We start from the raw sequence: 13,427 nt of genomic DNA on the forward strand, positions 1-13,427 counted from the left end.
TTCAGTCCAGCATCTCGAAGCCGCTGTGCACCGCATCGCGCGACAGCAGACCGGACACCGTGCCCAGCGTCGGCCGGATGGCGGTGCGCACGCCGCCGCCGCCGGCGGGGCCGCAGGTGTACAGCGCGGTCACCTCGCGCAGCAGCCGTTCGGCCGAGGCGCGCTCGGCATGGCGCAGCGCGACGCGCAGGCGCACGTCGCGGGCCTCGCCGGGGGCTTGTGCATCGAGCCAGCGGCCGGCGTCGTCGCCGAAGACGCTGGCCACGCCGATCAGGTCGGCGCGCAACGGGCCCAGGCCGGCGAGGCGTTCGCGCAGCACTTGCGCCGCCAGCCGCGCACGGCCCTCGGCGCGCGCACCGGCGTAGGAGATCTCGCCCTCGGCGAGCCAGCCGCTTTCGAAGCAGACGTTGACCTTGAGCTCGCGCGGGCGGGCGTGGCCGCGCACGCCGGACAGTTGCACGCGGTCCGCACCGAGCTCGGTGACTTCGGCCGCGCCGATGTCGGCGGTGACGTCCGGCGTCAGGTAGGCGGCCGGGTCGTGCACCTCGTACAGCAACTGCTCCTTCACCGTGTGCTGGTCGATCAGGCCGCCGGTGCCGTCGGGCTTGCCGATGACGCAGCCACCGTCGCGGTCGATCGCGGCGATCGGATAGCCGAGCGTGGCCAGCCCGGGCACGTCCTTCAGGCCCGGGTCGGCGTAATAGCCGCCCGAGACCTGCGCGCCGCATTCGAGCAGGTGGCCGGCCATCGTCGCGCGGGCCAGGCGGTCCCAGTCGTCCGCCGCCCAGCCGTGGTGGGCCAGCGCCGGGCCGACGGTGAGCGACGGATCGGCGACGCGGCCGCAGACGATGACGTCCGCGCCGGCGCGCCAGGCCGCGGCGATCGGCTCGGCGCCGAGGTAGGCGTTGGCGCTGACGATGTCGCGGCCGGCGAGCGCGTCGCCGGCCTGCTGCAGCAAGGCCTCGCGGTGTTCGGGGCCGGACACGTCGTCGCCGAAGACGATGGCGATGCGCGGTGCGCGCAGCCCCAGCGCGCGGGCGATGGCGCGGATGCGCAGCGCCGCGCCGCGCGGGTTCGCGGCGCCGAAGTTGCTGACGATGCGGATGCCGTGGTCCAGGCAGTCGCGCAGCACCGGCGCCACCATCGCGTCGAGCAGCGGCTCGTAGCCGGTGGCCGGATCGGCGCGCCGCGCCAGTTGCGCCAGCGCCAGCGTGCGTTCGGCGAGCGTCTCGAAGATCAGTGCCGCCGGCCGGCCGCTCGCGGCCAGCGCCCGCACCACCGGCGTCGCGGCATCGGTGCGGTCGCCCGAGAAACCGGCCGCGCAGCCGACCAGCAGGGTGTCGGCCTTGGCGGTGGGGAAAAGCGAAGGCATGCGCCGACTCTAGGCGTCCGGCGTTGATCTGTGAAACTCAAAGATCCGATACATTGATCCGTCATGCCGATCAATCTGTCGACCCGCGAGCTGCGCGCCTTCGTCACGCTGGCCGACGAGCGCAGCTTCACCCGCGCCGCGGCGGTGAACCACCTGTCGCAGCCGGCCTTCTCGGCGCTGATCCGCGGGCTGGAGCAGTCGCTTGGCGCACGGCTCTTCGACCGCACGACGCGCAGCGTCGAGCTGACGGCCGAAGGACGCGGCTTCGTCCATGCCGCGCGCCGGCTGCTGATTGATGCCGAGGCCGCCTGCGACGACCTGCAGGCCCATGCCGCGCGGCGCCGCGGGCGGGTGGCGATCGCGGTGCTGCCCTCGCTGGCGGCCGGCTGGCTGCCGCCGCTGCTGGCGGACTTCCACCAGCGCTTCCCCGGCATCGAGCTCGACGTGGCCGATGTGCTGTCCGACGCCTGCCTCGAACGCGTGCGCTCGGCCCGCGCCGACTTCGCGCTGGCCTCCACCCGCGCGGGTGCGCCCGAGCTGCGCACCGAGGACTTCTGTCGCGACCGCTTCCACGTTGTCTGCCGCCGCGACCATCCCTTGGCACGCGGCCGCCGTGCGCTGACGCTGGCCGACCTGGCGCCGCACCCGATCGTGCAGCTCGCGCGCTCGAGCAGCGTGCGCCAGTACCTCGAAGCGGCGATCTACCCGGCGCAGCTGCGCACGATGCTGGAGCTCGACCAGCTGAGCACTGTCGCCGGCATGGTGCGCGCGGGGCTGGGCATCACCGTCGTGCCTTCGCTGACGCTGTTCCACTTCGAGCACGACGAGCTGGTGGCGCGGCCGCTCGACTCGCCGGGCCTGGAGCGCCAGGTCTTCGTCGTGCGCCGCGCCGACCGCGGCTTGTCCAGCGCGGCGCAGGCGCTGTACGAACTGCTGCTGCGCGAACGGCCGCGTGCGGCGGGGCGTCGCCGACAATGAACCGGATGCAAGACGCCCACCCCGTGACCCTGCGCGCCGCGACGCCCGATGATGCGCTGTGCATCGGCGTGCTCGCGACGCAGGTCTTCCTCGACACCTACGCGACCGAGGGCATCCGGCCGGCGATCGCGCGCGAAGCGCGGGCGACGATGGCGCCCGAGGTCTTCGCGCCGCTGCTGGCCGACCCGGCAAACCGCTTCATCCTCGCCGAGCGCCTCGGGCACCTGATCGGCTTCGTGCAGTGGAAGCCGGACCAGCCGCATGCGATGGTCACGGCGCGGCGGCCGGCCGAGCTGCAGCGCCTGTACGTGCTGGAGCGCTTCTCCTCGACCGGCGTCGGCACGCGGCTGCTGCGCGCGGCCGAAGCCGATGCGGCGAAGGGAGGCGCGGACCTGATGTGGCTGACCGCGTGGAGCGGCAATGCGCGTGCACGGGCCTATTACCCGCGTCGCGGCTACGTCGATGCCGGCACGACCAGCTACAGCTTCGAGGGCGAGACCTTCGAGAACCGGCTGTTCGTGCGGCTGCTCGATGCGGTGAATTCCTAGCGGACAAAAGACACGTCGAGCGGCCTAACGCTTGCGCGCCAAGGTCAGCCCGTCGCCGATCGGCAGCATCACCAGGTCGATGCGCGGGTCGTCCTTCAGCTTCGCGTTCAGCGCCTGCAGCGCGCGCGTGTCCTCGCTGGTCGAAGGCTTCGCGACGCTGCCGCTCCACAGCACGTTGTCGATCGCGATCAGCCCGCCCGGCCGCAGCAGCTGCAGGCAGCGCTCGACGTAGCCGTCGTAGCCGGTCTTGTCGGCATCGATGAAGGCGAAGTCGTAGGTGCCGGCGCGGCCGGCGGCGAGCTCGGCGTCCAGCGTCTGCAGCGCGGGCGCGAGGCGCAAGTCGATCTTCTTCGTGACGCCGGCGGCCCGCCAGTGCGGCTGCCCGATGGCCGTGTAGGCCTCGTTGATGTCGCAGGCCAGCACGACGCCATCGTCCGGCAGCGCCAGCGCGACCGACAGCGCGCTGTAGCCAGTGAAGACGCCGATCTCGATCGTGCGTTTGGCACCGATCACCTTGACCAGCAGTGCCAGCAGCGCGCCCTGGTCCGGGCCGATCTGCATGCCGGCGGCGGGATGGGAACGCGTGGCGTCGCGCAGTGCGATCTGCGCCGGATGCTCGCGCACGCCGTGCTCGACGAGGTAGTGGTAGAGGGTGTCGTCGACGTTGAGGTAACGATCGCTCATGATTCGAATCTGGGGAGGCGGTCGGCGATTGTGAGCGTGGGCCGCGGACGGTCGGCGATGATCGTGCGTCCCCTCACTGCCTTCGCGGCCTTCCCCATGCCCCTCGCCCGTCCGACGCTTCGTTTCCCCACCCTGCTGGCGGCGCTGGCCGTCGCCGCCGTCGCGGCGCACGCCGAGCCGGCCGTGCTGCGCGCGAAGCGCCTCTACCCCGCGCCCGATGCAGCGCCGATCGACGACGCGGTGGTGCTGGTCGATGGCGGCAAGATCACTGCCGCCGGCGCGCGCGCGACGGTCAGCGTGCCGGCCCGTGCCCGCGAGATGGGCTGCGGCGGCGGCGTGGTCACGGCCGGCTTCCAGAACAGCCATGTGCACTTCGTGGCGCCGGTGTTCGCTGGCAGCGACACGTCCACGCAGTCGAAAGAGATCACCGCGATGCTGACGCGCTGGGGCATCACGACCGTGCTCGACGCATCGTCGAACCCAGCGACGACGATCCTGCTGCGGCAGCGCATCGATGCCGGCGTGTTCAAGGGCCCGCGCATCCTGACCGCCGGTGGCGGCCTGTTTCCGCCAAACGGCATTCCGTTCTACCTGGCCGGGCTGCCGAAGCCCGTGCTGGACACCCTGGCGCAGCCCGCCACGCCGGAGGCCGCGGTGCGCACCGTGCGTTACGACCTCGATGCCGGCGCCGACGGTACCAAGCTCTTCATCGCGACCCCGCAGGCCGACCGCAGCACGAAGCTGATGCCGCCCGAGGTCGCCAAAGCCGCGGCCGACGAGACGCACCGGCGCGGCAAGCTGGTGTTCGCGCACCCGACCAACGTCGACGGCCTGCGTGCCTCGCTGGCCGCCGGTGTCGACGTGCTGGTGCACACGACGCTGGGCATCGGCGCGTGGCCGGAGGACCTGACCAAGGACCTGGTCGCACGCGGAACCTCGCTGGTGCCGACGCTGAAGCTCTGGGGCTTCGAGCTCAACAAGGGCGGCGTGCCGACGCCGGTGCAGCAGAAGCTGATCGGCTGGACGCAGGACCAGCTGAAGGCCTTCGCCGTCGCCGGCGGCCAGGTGCTGTTCGGCACCGACGTCGGCTACATGAGCGAGTTCGACACCACCGACGAGTACGTGCTGATGGCCGGCGCCGGCCTGACGCCGATGCAGATCCTGGCGTCGCTGACCACCGCGCCGGCCGCGCGCTGGAACGAAAGCGCGCGGCGCGGCCGCGTGGTGGCCGGCCAGGACGCCGACCTCGTCGTGCTCGACGACGACCCGGCCGGCGATGTGCGCCGCTTCGCGCAGGTGCGCTGCACGATCCGCGGCGGCGAGACGATCTACAGCCGCTGACTCGCGCGCCGGGCGCCGCCGGCAGCGGTGCGCTAGCCGGCTCGGCGCAACGTCAGGTTGATGCGGCAGCGCCCGGTGGCGGGATGTTCGCCATCGGCCAGTGGCCGCACGCCGTGGAAGCGCAGCCGCGACGGTCCGCCCCAGACCACGACGTCGCCGTGCTGCAGCGGCACCGCCTGCGTCGGGTCGGCGCGCTTCGGGCCGCCGAACAGGAACACCGCCGGCAGCCCGAGCGAGACCGAGACGATCGGCTGGCTGAAGTCGCGTTCGTCGCGGTCCTGGTGCAGCGACAGCCGCGCGCCGGGGGCGTAGCGGTTGATCAGGCAGGCATCGGGCTCGAAACCGGCGAAGCCCGCGCGGGCGGCCGCGTCGCGGGCGAGTTGCGTGAACGCCGCCGGCATCGGCGGCCAGGGGGCCTCGCTCAGTGGATCGAGCGTCGCATAGCGGTAGCCGCGTGCATCGCTGTTCCAGCCGAGTGCGCCGGCATTGCTCATCGCCACCGACATGCGCCGCCCGCCGGGCACCACCATGTGGCGCCACGGCGCGATCGTGGTCACGGTGTCGATCGCGTCGAGCAACGCCGCTGAAGCCTGCGTCGCGAAGCCGCGCAGCACGCAGGCGCCGTCGGCGAGCATCACCACGCCGCCGTCACCGGCAAACAGATCGGTCTGCGAATCAGCGTGCATCGTGGAAGATGATGCCCGCGGTGTGCCGCTGCCCGGCGTGGACCCGGCTGACGCCATGCCGCAGGCTCACGCGGTAGACGCCCCGCGTGCCCTGCACCGGCCGGTGGTGCACCGCGATCACCGCGCCATCGCCCTGGCGCAGCGGCAGCACCATCGGCCGCGACTGCAAACGCGGCCGCTGCTCGGTCATCACGAACTCGCCGCCGTGGAAGTCGCGGCCGGGCTCGGACAGCAGCAGCACCAGCTGCAGCGGGAACACGTGGTCGCCGTACAGGTCCTGGTGCAGGCAGTTGTAGTCGCCGGGGCCGTAGCGCAGCAACAGCGGCGTCGGGCGGACCTGGCCGGCCTCGTGGCAGCGCTCGAGGAAGGCCGCGTGCTTCGGGGGATAGCGCGTGTTGCTGCCGAGCGCCGCGCTCCAGCGGTCGGCAATCGGCGCGAGGTGTTCGTAGGCGGCCGTGCGCAGCCGCGCGACCAGCGGCGGCAGCGGATGGTCGAAGTACTGGTACTCGCCGCGGCCGAAGCCGTGGCGCGCCATGATGACCTTGCTGCGGAACACCGGCTGCTCGTACAGCCCGGCCAGCGCGTCGCATTCGTCGACCGAGAGCAGGCCGGGGACGAGCGCGGCGCCGTCGGCATCCAGCGTCGCCTCGACGCCGGCCCAGTCCACCGTCGCGAGGTCTTTCATGCCGCGCTGCTTTCCGCTTCCAGCAGCGCGCGCTTGCGCTCGACGCCCCAGCGGTAGCCGGACAGCGCGCCGTCGCTGCGCACGACGCGGTGGCAGGGAATCGCCACCGCCAGCACGTTCGCCGCGCAGGCCTGCGCGACGGCCCGCACCGCGGTCGGCGCGCCGATGCGTTCGGCGATCTCGGCATAACTCATCGTGCGGCCGGGCGGGATGTCGCGCAGCGCCTGCCACACCCGCTGCTGGAAGGCGGTGCCGCGCACGTCGAGCGGCAGGTCCAGGCCGAGCCGCGGCGCCTCGACGAAGCCGACCACGCGCGCGACCAGCGATTCGAAGTCGCGGTCGCCGCCGAGCAAGGTCGCGCGCGGGAAGCGGTCCTGCAGTTCGCGCAGCAAGGCGTCGGGATCGTCGCCGAGCGAGATCGCGCAGACGCCGCGTTCGCTCTGCGCGACGAGGATCGCACCCAGCGCGCACTGCCCGATCGCGAAGCGGATCGTGCTGCCCGCACCGCCGGCGCGGTAGCGGCGCGGCGTCATGCCCAGGCGCTGGTCGGCGTCGGCATGGAAGTGGCCGGCGGAGGCATAACCGGCGTCGTAGAGCGCCGCGGTCACGCTGGCGCCCGACTGCAGTTGCGCCTGCACGCGCCGCGCGCGTTCGGCCGTGGCATAGGCGCGCGGGGTCAGGCCGGTGAGGGCCTTGAACGTGCGGTGCAGGTGGAAGGGGCTCCAGCCCGCGCGCTCGGACAACTGGGCGAGCGTCGGGGTTTCGTCCGCCGCCTCGATGTACCGGCACAGTGCCGCGACCACCGCGGCCTGCTGCTCGGCGCTGCCCGGGCCACCTGGCCGGCAGCGCTTGCAGGGCCGAAAGCCTGCCGCTTCGGCCGCCGCCGCATCGGCATGGAAGCTGATGTTCTCCGGCCGTGCGGCGCGCGCCGGGCAGCTCGGCCGGCAATAGACGCCGGTGGTGCGCACCGAGTAGACGAAGCTGCCGTCGGCTCGTGCATCGCGTGACCGGACGGCGGGCCAGCGCGCGTCGCGCTCGACCGCGGCCGCGCGCTCGGCGCGGCTGGGCGGGCTCGGCGGTCGCTGGGCAGGCGGCATGGTCTCGGTGGAAGCGGTGCGGATCGTATTCATGATGGCACTCTAGGCAGCACGCGGCGTGCGCGCACTCGTGCGCTTGCGGTCGAATTCGCTCCCCGCCGAGGGCTTGCCGCCGGATCTTGGCGAGACCGCCGGATGCCGCCAGAATCGCCCGCCACTTCCCACCGCCGGATCTTCACCGTGACCATCGAACGCCTCTGCATTCACGCTGCCGACAACGACGCGCTGCGCGACCTCGCCGAGGTCGACGTGATCGCCGGTTCCGGCATCGTCGGCGACCGGTACTTCAGCCGCGCCGACGAGCCCGGGCAGAACATCACGTTCGTCGAAGCGGAAGCGATCGAAGCCTTCCTGGCGGCGCAGGGCCGGCCCGTGGACCTGCTGGTCACGCGACGCAACGTCGTGACGCGCGGCGTGCGGCTGAACGATCTGGTCGGCAAGACCTTCACCGTCGGCGGCCTGCGCTTCCGCGGCGTCGAGCTCTGCGAACCCTGCCTGGGGCTCGGGCAGGCGCTCGCGTCACCCGAGCTGCGGCCGGCCGATGTGGTGCGGGCCTTCGTGCGCCGCGGCGGGCTGCGCGCCGACGCACTGAGCAGCGGCACGCTGAAATGCGGCGATGCCTTCGGCGGTGACGAGAACGAGCGCGTCGTCGCGGCCCTCAGCCCGCCGGTCGTTGCTCGATCAATCTGACCAGCGTGTGCAGCGCGCGGTTCACCGGCGTCGGCACGTTCAACGCCAGTCCGCGCGCGACGACGAAGCCGTTGAGGTGGTCGATCTCGCTCGGCTTGCCGCGCTGGAGGTCCTGCGCGGTCGACGAGAACTGCGCGGGCATCGTGTCGGCGATGCGCAGCACCGCGGGCCAGGGGTCGGCCGGCAGCGTCACGCCGTCGGCGGCGGCGACCGCGAGGCATTCGTTCACCACGTCGCGCATCACCTCGGTCACGCCGATGCCGTGCACCAGCTCGCCGTAGGGCCGCCGGCTGATCGCCGACAGCGCGTTCCAGGCGCAGTTGAGCACCAGCTTCGACCACAGCGCGCCGCGCACGTTGTCGGACACCTGCACCGGCACGCCGGCTTGCGCGAACAGCGCGGCCAGCGCGCTGCTGTCGGCCGACGGGCCGATCACCAGCTCGCCGCGGCCGTTGTGGCGCACATGGCCGGGGCCGGCCATCTCGCTGGCGACGTAGACCACCGCGGGCAGCACCGGCCGCTGCAGCAGCGCCTGCAGGCGCTCGGCGTTGTCGACGCCGTTCTGCAGGCTCAGCACCAGCGCGCCGGGCGCCAGGTGCGGCGCCAGCTGGCGGCCCGCGGCGTCGGTGTCGGTGGATTTCACGCACACCAGCACCAGCGCGGCGCCGGCCGCGGCGCTGGCGTCGGTGCTGGCCGCCAGCGGCACGCGTTCATCGAAGGTCTGCGCCTGCAGCCGCAGGCCGTCGCGCTGCATCACCGTGACGTGCTCGGACCTGCCGATCAGCGTGACCGCATGGCCGGCGCGCGCGAGCATGCCGCCGTAGTAGCACCCGACGGCGCCCGCGCCCATCACCGCTGTCTTCATCGTCGTCCTGCTGGTACTGGCCAGCGCCGATCCTAGTGCCGCCGGCCGCGGCGGCCGGCAACGCCCTGTGACCGCTCGGCGCTTTCGCGGGGCCGGTTCAGCGCGTGACGATCGGAAACGTCCCCGGCGCCTTCTCCATCAGGCTGAAGAAACGCACCAGGTCGATCCGGCTGCCGTCGACCTTCACCGCGTCGTTCAGCAGCGTGTCCTTCGCCCCGGCGGTGCCGGCGACCATCTTGACGAACACCGGGCGGGTCAGCGTCAGCGTGGCGTTGGCGTCCGCAGCCGGCGGCGCGGCGCGGTGGTGCAGCACGGCGTTCTCGATCCACAGCACGTAGGACTCGCGCGTATCGCTGAAGACGAGGTTGATCTTCAGCGTCTTGTCCGCCGCCGCCTCGCCGTCGAGTGACGCGGCCATCGCCTCGAAGAACCGTTCGACGGGCGTCTGCGCCAGCAGCTCGATCGCGCTGGCGCGGTCGACGCCGCGCTTGGGCGGCCCGTCGCGCAGCTCGGCCGCGGCGGTGAGGTAGCTGTTGCGCCAGGTCGAGGCTTCGCTCTGGAAACCCAGCTGTTCGTAGGTGCGGATCAGCAGCCGCTTCGCGCCGTCGTGCTGCGCACCGATCACCGCGTGGTTCAAGAGCTCGGCGGCCCAGCGGTAGTCGCCGCGGTCGAAGGCGGCCTGCGCGGCGGCCACCAGCTTGTCGGCGCCACCGGCGAGCTCGACATAGCGCTTCGCCGATTCCTGCGGGGGCAGCGGGTTCAGGTTCGCCGGGTTGCCGTCGTATGCGCCCAGGTAGTGCTGGTAGACGGCCTTCACGTTGTGGCGCAGGTCGCCGTAGTAGCCGCGCACGCCGAAGCCGGACAGCGACGCCGGCAGCACGATGCGCTCGGCGATCTCGCGCGGCGTCAGGCCGGCGTTGATGTGGCGCACCGTCTGGTCGTGCGTGTACTTGTAGAGGTCGCGCTGGCGGGTGATGAAGCCGACGATGCGCTCGCGGCCCCAGATCGGCCAGTTGTGCTGCGCGAGGTAGACGTCCGCATCGCCCAGCTCGTCGAGCGCCTGCTGCAGGTAGCCGGCCCAGCGCAGCGCATCGCGCACCTTGGCGCCGCGCACCGGCAGCAGGTTGTGCATGGTCTGCGCGAGGATCTCGGCGCCGTTGTAGGCGCGCCGCTCGGGCACCGAGAAGCTCAGCTCCGCCGGCGCCTCGGCACCCGGCACGTTGTGGAAGACGAAGCGCAGGCCGTCGATCACCAGTTCCTGCTTCGGCTGGTTGATCAGCACCGTCGGCGGCAGCAGCCCGAAGGTGCCATACGCGACGGCCTTGCCGAGGCCGGTGTCCACCAGCCCGAGCGGCGAGCGCGGCAGGTCCTTGCCGAACTGGTAGCCCGAGCGCCGGCCCATCGCGGTGCCGACCAGCACGTTCTCGCTGGTCGCTTCCTCGACGAAGCCTTCGCTGGCGACGATCGGAAGGGCCCGCTGCTTCGCTTCCTCGGGCGAGACGATGCCCAGCGCACCGCCGAAATGGTCGATGTGGCTGTGCGTGTAGACGATGCCGGTGACCGGCTTGTCGCCGAGGTGCTTTCGGGCGAAGGCCAGCGCGAAGGCGGCGCTCTCGCGGCAGGTGAGCGGGTCCACGACGATCCAGCCGCTCTTGCCCTCGACGAGGGTCATGTTCGCGATGTCGAAGCCGCGCAGCTGCCAGATGCCGTCGGTGACCTTGAAGAGGCCGGTCTGCGCATTGAGCTTCGCCTGCCGCCACAGGCTGGGGTTGACCGTCGGCGGCGCGGGGCCGTCGACGAACTTGAAGTGGTCGAAGTCGATCAGCACGCGGCCGTCGGCGGTGGTGATGCGGCCTTCGGGGCGGGCGATGAATCCGCGCTTCGCATCCTCGAAGTCGAGCGGGTCGTCGAGCTTCAAGGCCGCGGCGAAGCGGGCGTGCGACGCGAGCGTGGCCGCGGTGACGGGCGCATCGTCCGGTGCGCGGCCGGACGCGCGCTCGGCCGGTCGCCCACAACCCGCGATCCACAGCGGCAGCAGCACCGCCGCTGCGGCGAGCGCGATCGAGACCAGGCGCGGCGCGCGCGGAAGCGTGGTCATGGAAGCTCCGGATCGTTGTCGGGGACGATGCAAACTTACCGCGACACCCGACCCGAGGACCCTTCGTGACAACCCCTGTTGATTCACCCGACCGCCCGCCGCGTGCCATCGGCATCGTCGCCTGCTCCGCCGAAGGCGCATCGCTGTGCTACCGCACGATCTGCAGCGAAGCGCCGGCGCTGCTCGGCCAGGCCCACGCGCACCCCGAGGTGATGCTGCATGGCGCCTCGCTGGCCGACTACGTGCATTGCCTCGACCGCGGCGACTGGGCGGGCGTGGCCGCGCTGATGCTGGCGTCGGCGCACAAGCTCGCCGCGGCCGGCGCCGAGCTGCTGGTGTGCCCCGACAACACCATCCACCAGGCGCTGCCGCGGGTGCTGCCGCAGTCGCCGCGGCCGTGGCTGCACATCGCCGAGGTGGTTGCCGACGAAGCCGCGCGGCGCGGCTTGCGCACGCTGGGGCTGACCGGCACGCGCTGGCTGGTGGACAGCGCGGTCTACCCGGACGCGCTCGCCGCGCGCGGCCTCGCCTGCGTGAAGCCGGACGATGCGACACGCGACGCACTGTCGGCCATCATCATGGACGAGCTGGTGCCCGGCCACGTGCGGCCCGGTTCGGTGGCGGCCTTCCAGCGGGCGATCGAAGGCTTGAAGGCGCGCGGCTGCGACGCGGTGGTGCTGGGCTGCACCGAGATCCCGCTGATCATCGACGACAGCAATTCGGCGCTGCCGACGCTGGATTCGACGCGGCTGCTGGCGCGGGCGGCGCTGCGAGCTTCCATCGCTGCGTGAATCGTTTCATAAATCCTCACGACCTGAGACACCGTCACAGGAAGAATGCTTGAGATATCGTCTCAGTAATCGTTTCATAATGAGGCCATGCGCCCCCGCAACCAGACCGCCCGTGAACGCCTGCGCGGCGTGCTGGCGCGACGCCCGGCCGGCGCCGCGGCCGACATCGCGGCCGAGCTCGGCATCAGCAAGCCCACGCTGCACCGGCTGTTCGCCGAGCTCGCCGACGAGATCGTCACCACCGGACGGGCGCGCCGCACGCGCCATGCGCTGCGCCAGCCGCTGCGGGGCGAGCTGGCGCCGCTGCCGTTGTACGAGGTGGATCAACAAGGCCGCGCCGAGCGCGTGGCCGAGTTCGCGCTGATCCAGCCCGAGGGCAGCTGCCTGGACCTGGCGGCGCTCGGCTGGCCGGTGCCGGACGAGTCGCGCGACGGTTGGTGGCGAGGCCTGCCCTACCCCTTCTACGACATGCGGCCGCAGGGCTACCTGGGCCGCCAGTTCGCGCGCGCCGAACACGCGGCGCTGGCCGTGCCCGACGACCCCGAGCGCTGGCGCGACGAGCACATCGTGCATGTATTGAACCGCGCCGGCGCCGACGTCATCGGCAACCTGATCCTCGGCGATCCGGCCTTCGAGCGCTGGCAGCGGCAGCGCCTGCAGCGCGACGAGCCGCTGCCGGCGCGTGGCCTGGCGAAGGCCTATGCCGCGCTGGCGGACCAGGCCGTCTCGCGCGGGGTCTTCCGGTCCAGCGCGGCGGGCGAGTTTCCGAAGTTCACCGCGCTGCGCGAAGCCGAAGCCGGTGCCGACAGCCGCACGCCGCATGTGCTGGTGAAGTTCTCGGGCGCCGATGCCGCTTCGCCGGCCGAACGCCGCTGGGCCGACCTGCTGGTGTGCGAGCACCTCGCGCTGCAGTGCTGCGCGCTGCTGCCGGGCGTCGAAGTCGCGCGCAGCCGCGTGCTGGGCGCTGGCGGCCGCACGCTGCTCGAGGTCGAGCGCTTCGATCGACACGGCTTCTTCGGGCGCAGCCGGCTCACGAGCCTGACCTTGATCGACGGCGCGTTGCTCGGCATCGGCACGTCGGACTGGACCCTGCTGGCCGAACGGCTGGTCGCGGCGGGCCTGCTCGAGACGGATGACGAAGCGCGCATCCAGATGCTGTGGTGGTTCGGCCGCCAGATCGCCAACACCGACATGCACACCGGCAACCTGAGCTTCCGGCCCGAGGACCAGCGGCTGACACTGGCGCCGGCCTACGACATGCTGCCGATGCTCTATGCGCCGCTCGCTGGCGGCGAGGTGCCGGTGCGGCAGTTCGAGCCGCCGCTGCCGCGGCCGCCGCAGCGCCTGCCCTGGCTGGCGGCCTTCGACGCGGCGCTCACCTTCTGGCATGCCGCGGCGGCGGATGCTCGGCTGAGCGAGGCCTTCCGCGCCATCTGCGCCGTCAATGCCACGCGTCTGCAGGACGTGGCGGCGCACGCCTGACTTTCCCTGGCGGAAAGTCGGCATTGCCGAAATACCGCTTGCGACGCCTCGCGGAAGGCCTAGAGTGCGCCGAGCTTCGACCTCGCTGCGACCTGCTGCGCTGCGGCCCA

The 13,427-nt window shown here is 72.2% G+C and carries 13 protein-coding genes; 6 read left to right on the forward strand and 7 right to left on the reverse strand.

The window, feature by feature from the left end; all coding sequences use genetic code 11:
• Position 1 precedes the first annotated feature (1 nt).
• Entirely contained in the window at positions 2 to 1,372 is a 1,371-nt protein-coding gene (locus P1K89_RS25565) for an acyclic terpene utilization AtuA family protein (RefSeq protein WP_284619362.1), read from the reverse strand.
• Between the two features lie 63 nt (positions 1,373 to 1,435).
• Here P1K89_RS25565 and P1K89_RS25570 point away from each other — a divergent pair, with 63 nt between their 5' ends.
• Both P1K89_RS25570 and P1K89_RS25575 read left to right on the forward strand, forming a co-directional pair.
• Positions 1,436 to 2,350, forward strand: a complete 915-nt coding sequence (locus P1K89_RS25570) for a LysR family transcriptional regulator (RefSeq protein WP_284619363.1) — start codon at positions 1,436 to 1,438, stop codon at positions 2,348 to 2,350.
• 5 nt (positions 2,351 to 2,355) lie between these two features.
• Complete coding sequence (locus P1K89_RS25575; RefSeq protein WP_284619364.1) at positions 2,356 to 2,898, forward strand: GNAT family N-acetyltransferase; 543 nt, start codon at positions 2,356 to 2,358, stop codon at positions 2,896 to 2,898.
• 24 nt (positions 2,899 to 2,922) lie between these two features.
• Here P1K89_RS25575 and P1K89_RS25580 read toward each other — a convergent pair whose 3' ends face one another.
• Positions 2,923 to 3,582 carry a class I SAM-dependent methyltransferase gene (locus tag P1K89_RS25580; protein WP_284619365.1) on the reverse strand — a complete coding sequence of 220 codons (660 nt, stop codon included), beginning with the start codon at positions 3,580 to 3,582 and terminating at the stop codon, positions 2,923 to 2,925.
• A 96-nt stretch (positions 3,583 to 3,678) separates the two neighbouring features.
• Here P1K89_RS25580 and P1K89_RS25585 point away from each other — a divergent pair, with 96 nt between their 5' ends.
• A complete protein-coding gene (locus P1K89_RS25585; protein WP_284619366.1) occupies positions 3,679 to 4,923 on the forward strand; it encodes an amidohydrolase family protein in 1,245 nt (414 codons plus the stop codon).
• Between the two features lie 32 nt (positions 4,924 to 4,955).
• On the opposite strand, the gene alkB is transcribed toward P1K89_RS25585, so the two are convergent.
• From alkB to ada, 3 genes are read right to left on the reverse strand one after another with little or no spacing between them, the layout of a single operon-like run.
• On the reverse strand, positions 4,956 to 5,609 hold the full coding sequence (alkB, locus tag P1K89_RS25590; protein ID WP_284619367.1) for a DNA oxidative demethylase AlkB: 654 nt from the start codon (positions 5,607 to 5,609) through the stop codon (positions 4,956 to 4,958).
• The gene (locus P1K89_RS25595; RefSeq protein ID WP_284619368.1) at positions 5,599 to 6,294 is read right to left on the reverse strand and encodes a 2OG-Fe(II) oxygenase; all 696 of its coding nucleotides are present in this window, start codon (positions 6,292 to 6,294) and stop codon (positions 5,599 to 5,601) included. The genes alkB and P1K89_RS25595 overlap by 11 nt, the downstream gene beginning before the upstream one ends.
• Complete coding sequence (gene ada, locus P1K89_RS25600; protein ID WP_284619613.1) at positions 6,291 to 7,391, reverse strand: bifunctional DNA-binding transcriptional regulator/O6-methylguanine-DNA methyltransferase Ada; 1,101 nt, start codon at positions 7,389 to 7,391, stop codon at positions 6,291 to 6,293. The genes P1K89_RS25595 and ada overlap by 4 nt, the downstream gene beginning before the upstream one ends.
• Positions 7,392 to 7,571: 180 nt before the next feature.
• Here ada and P1K89_RS25605 point away from each other — a divergent pair, with 180 nt between their 5' ends.
• On the forward strand, positions 7,572 to 8,081 hold the full coding sequence (locus P1K89_RS25605; protein WP_284619369.1) for an MOSC domain-containing protein: 510 nt from the start codon (positions 7,572 to 7,574) through the stop codon (positions 8,079 to 8,081).
• On the opposite strand, the gene P1K89_RS25610 is transcribed toward P1K89_RS25605, so the two are convergent.
• Both P1K89_RS25610 and P1K89_RS25615 read right to left on the reverse strand, forming a co-directional pair.
• On the reverse strand, positions 8,050 to 8,946 hold the full coding sequence (locus tag P1K89_RS25610) for a ketopantoate reductase family protein (protein ID WP_284619370.1): 897 nt from the start codon (positions 8,944 to 8,946) through the stop codon (positions 8,050 to 8,052). The genes P1K89_RS25605 and P1K89_RS25610 overlap by 32 nt on opposite strands.
• Positions 8,947 to 9,043: 97 nt before the next feature.
• Positions 9,044 to 11,044 carry an alkyl/aryl-sulfatase gene (locus P1K89_RS25615; RefSeq protein WP_284619371.1) on the reverse strand — a complete coding sequence of 667 codons (2,001 nt, stop codon included), beginning with the start codon at positions 11,042 to 11,044 and terminating at the stop codon, positions 9,044 to 9,046.
• Between the two features lie 65 nt (positions 11,045 to 11,109).
• Here P1K89_RS25615 and P1K89_RS25620 point away from each other — a divergent pair, with 65 nt between their 5' ends.
• Both P1K89_RS25620 and yjjJ read left to right on the forward strand, forming a co-directional pair.
• Positions 11,110 to 11,835, forward strand: a complete 726-nt coding sequence (locus tag P1K89_RS25620; protein WP_284619372.1) for an aspartate/glutamate racemase family protein — start codon at positions 11,110 to 11,112, stop codon at positions 11,833 to 11,835.
• 87 nt (positions 11,836 to 11,922) lie between these two features.
• Positions 11,923 to 13,317: a type II toxin-antitoxin system HipA family toxin YjjJ gene (gene yjjJ / locus P1K89_RS25625; protein WP_284619373.1), complete on the forward strand. Its 1,395-nt coding sequence runs from the start codon at positions 11,923 to 11,925 to the stop codon at positions 13,315 to 13,317.
• Positions 13,318 to 13,427: the final 110 nt, after the last annotated feature.

The sequence above is a fragment of the Aquabacterium humicola genome (assembly GCF_030167915.1).
Lineage (GTDB): Bacteria > Pseudomonadota > Gammaproteobacteria > Burkholderiales > Burkholderiaceae_C > Pseudaquabacterium > Pseudaquabacterium humicola.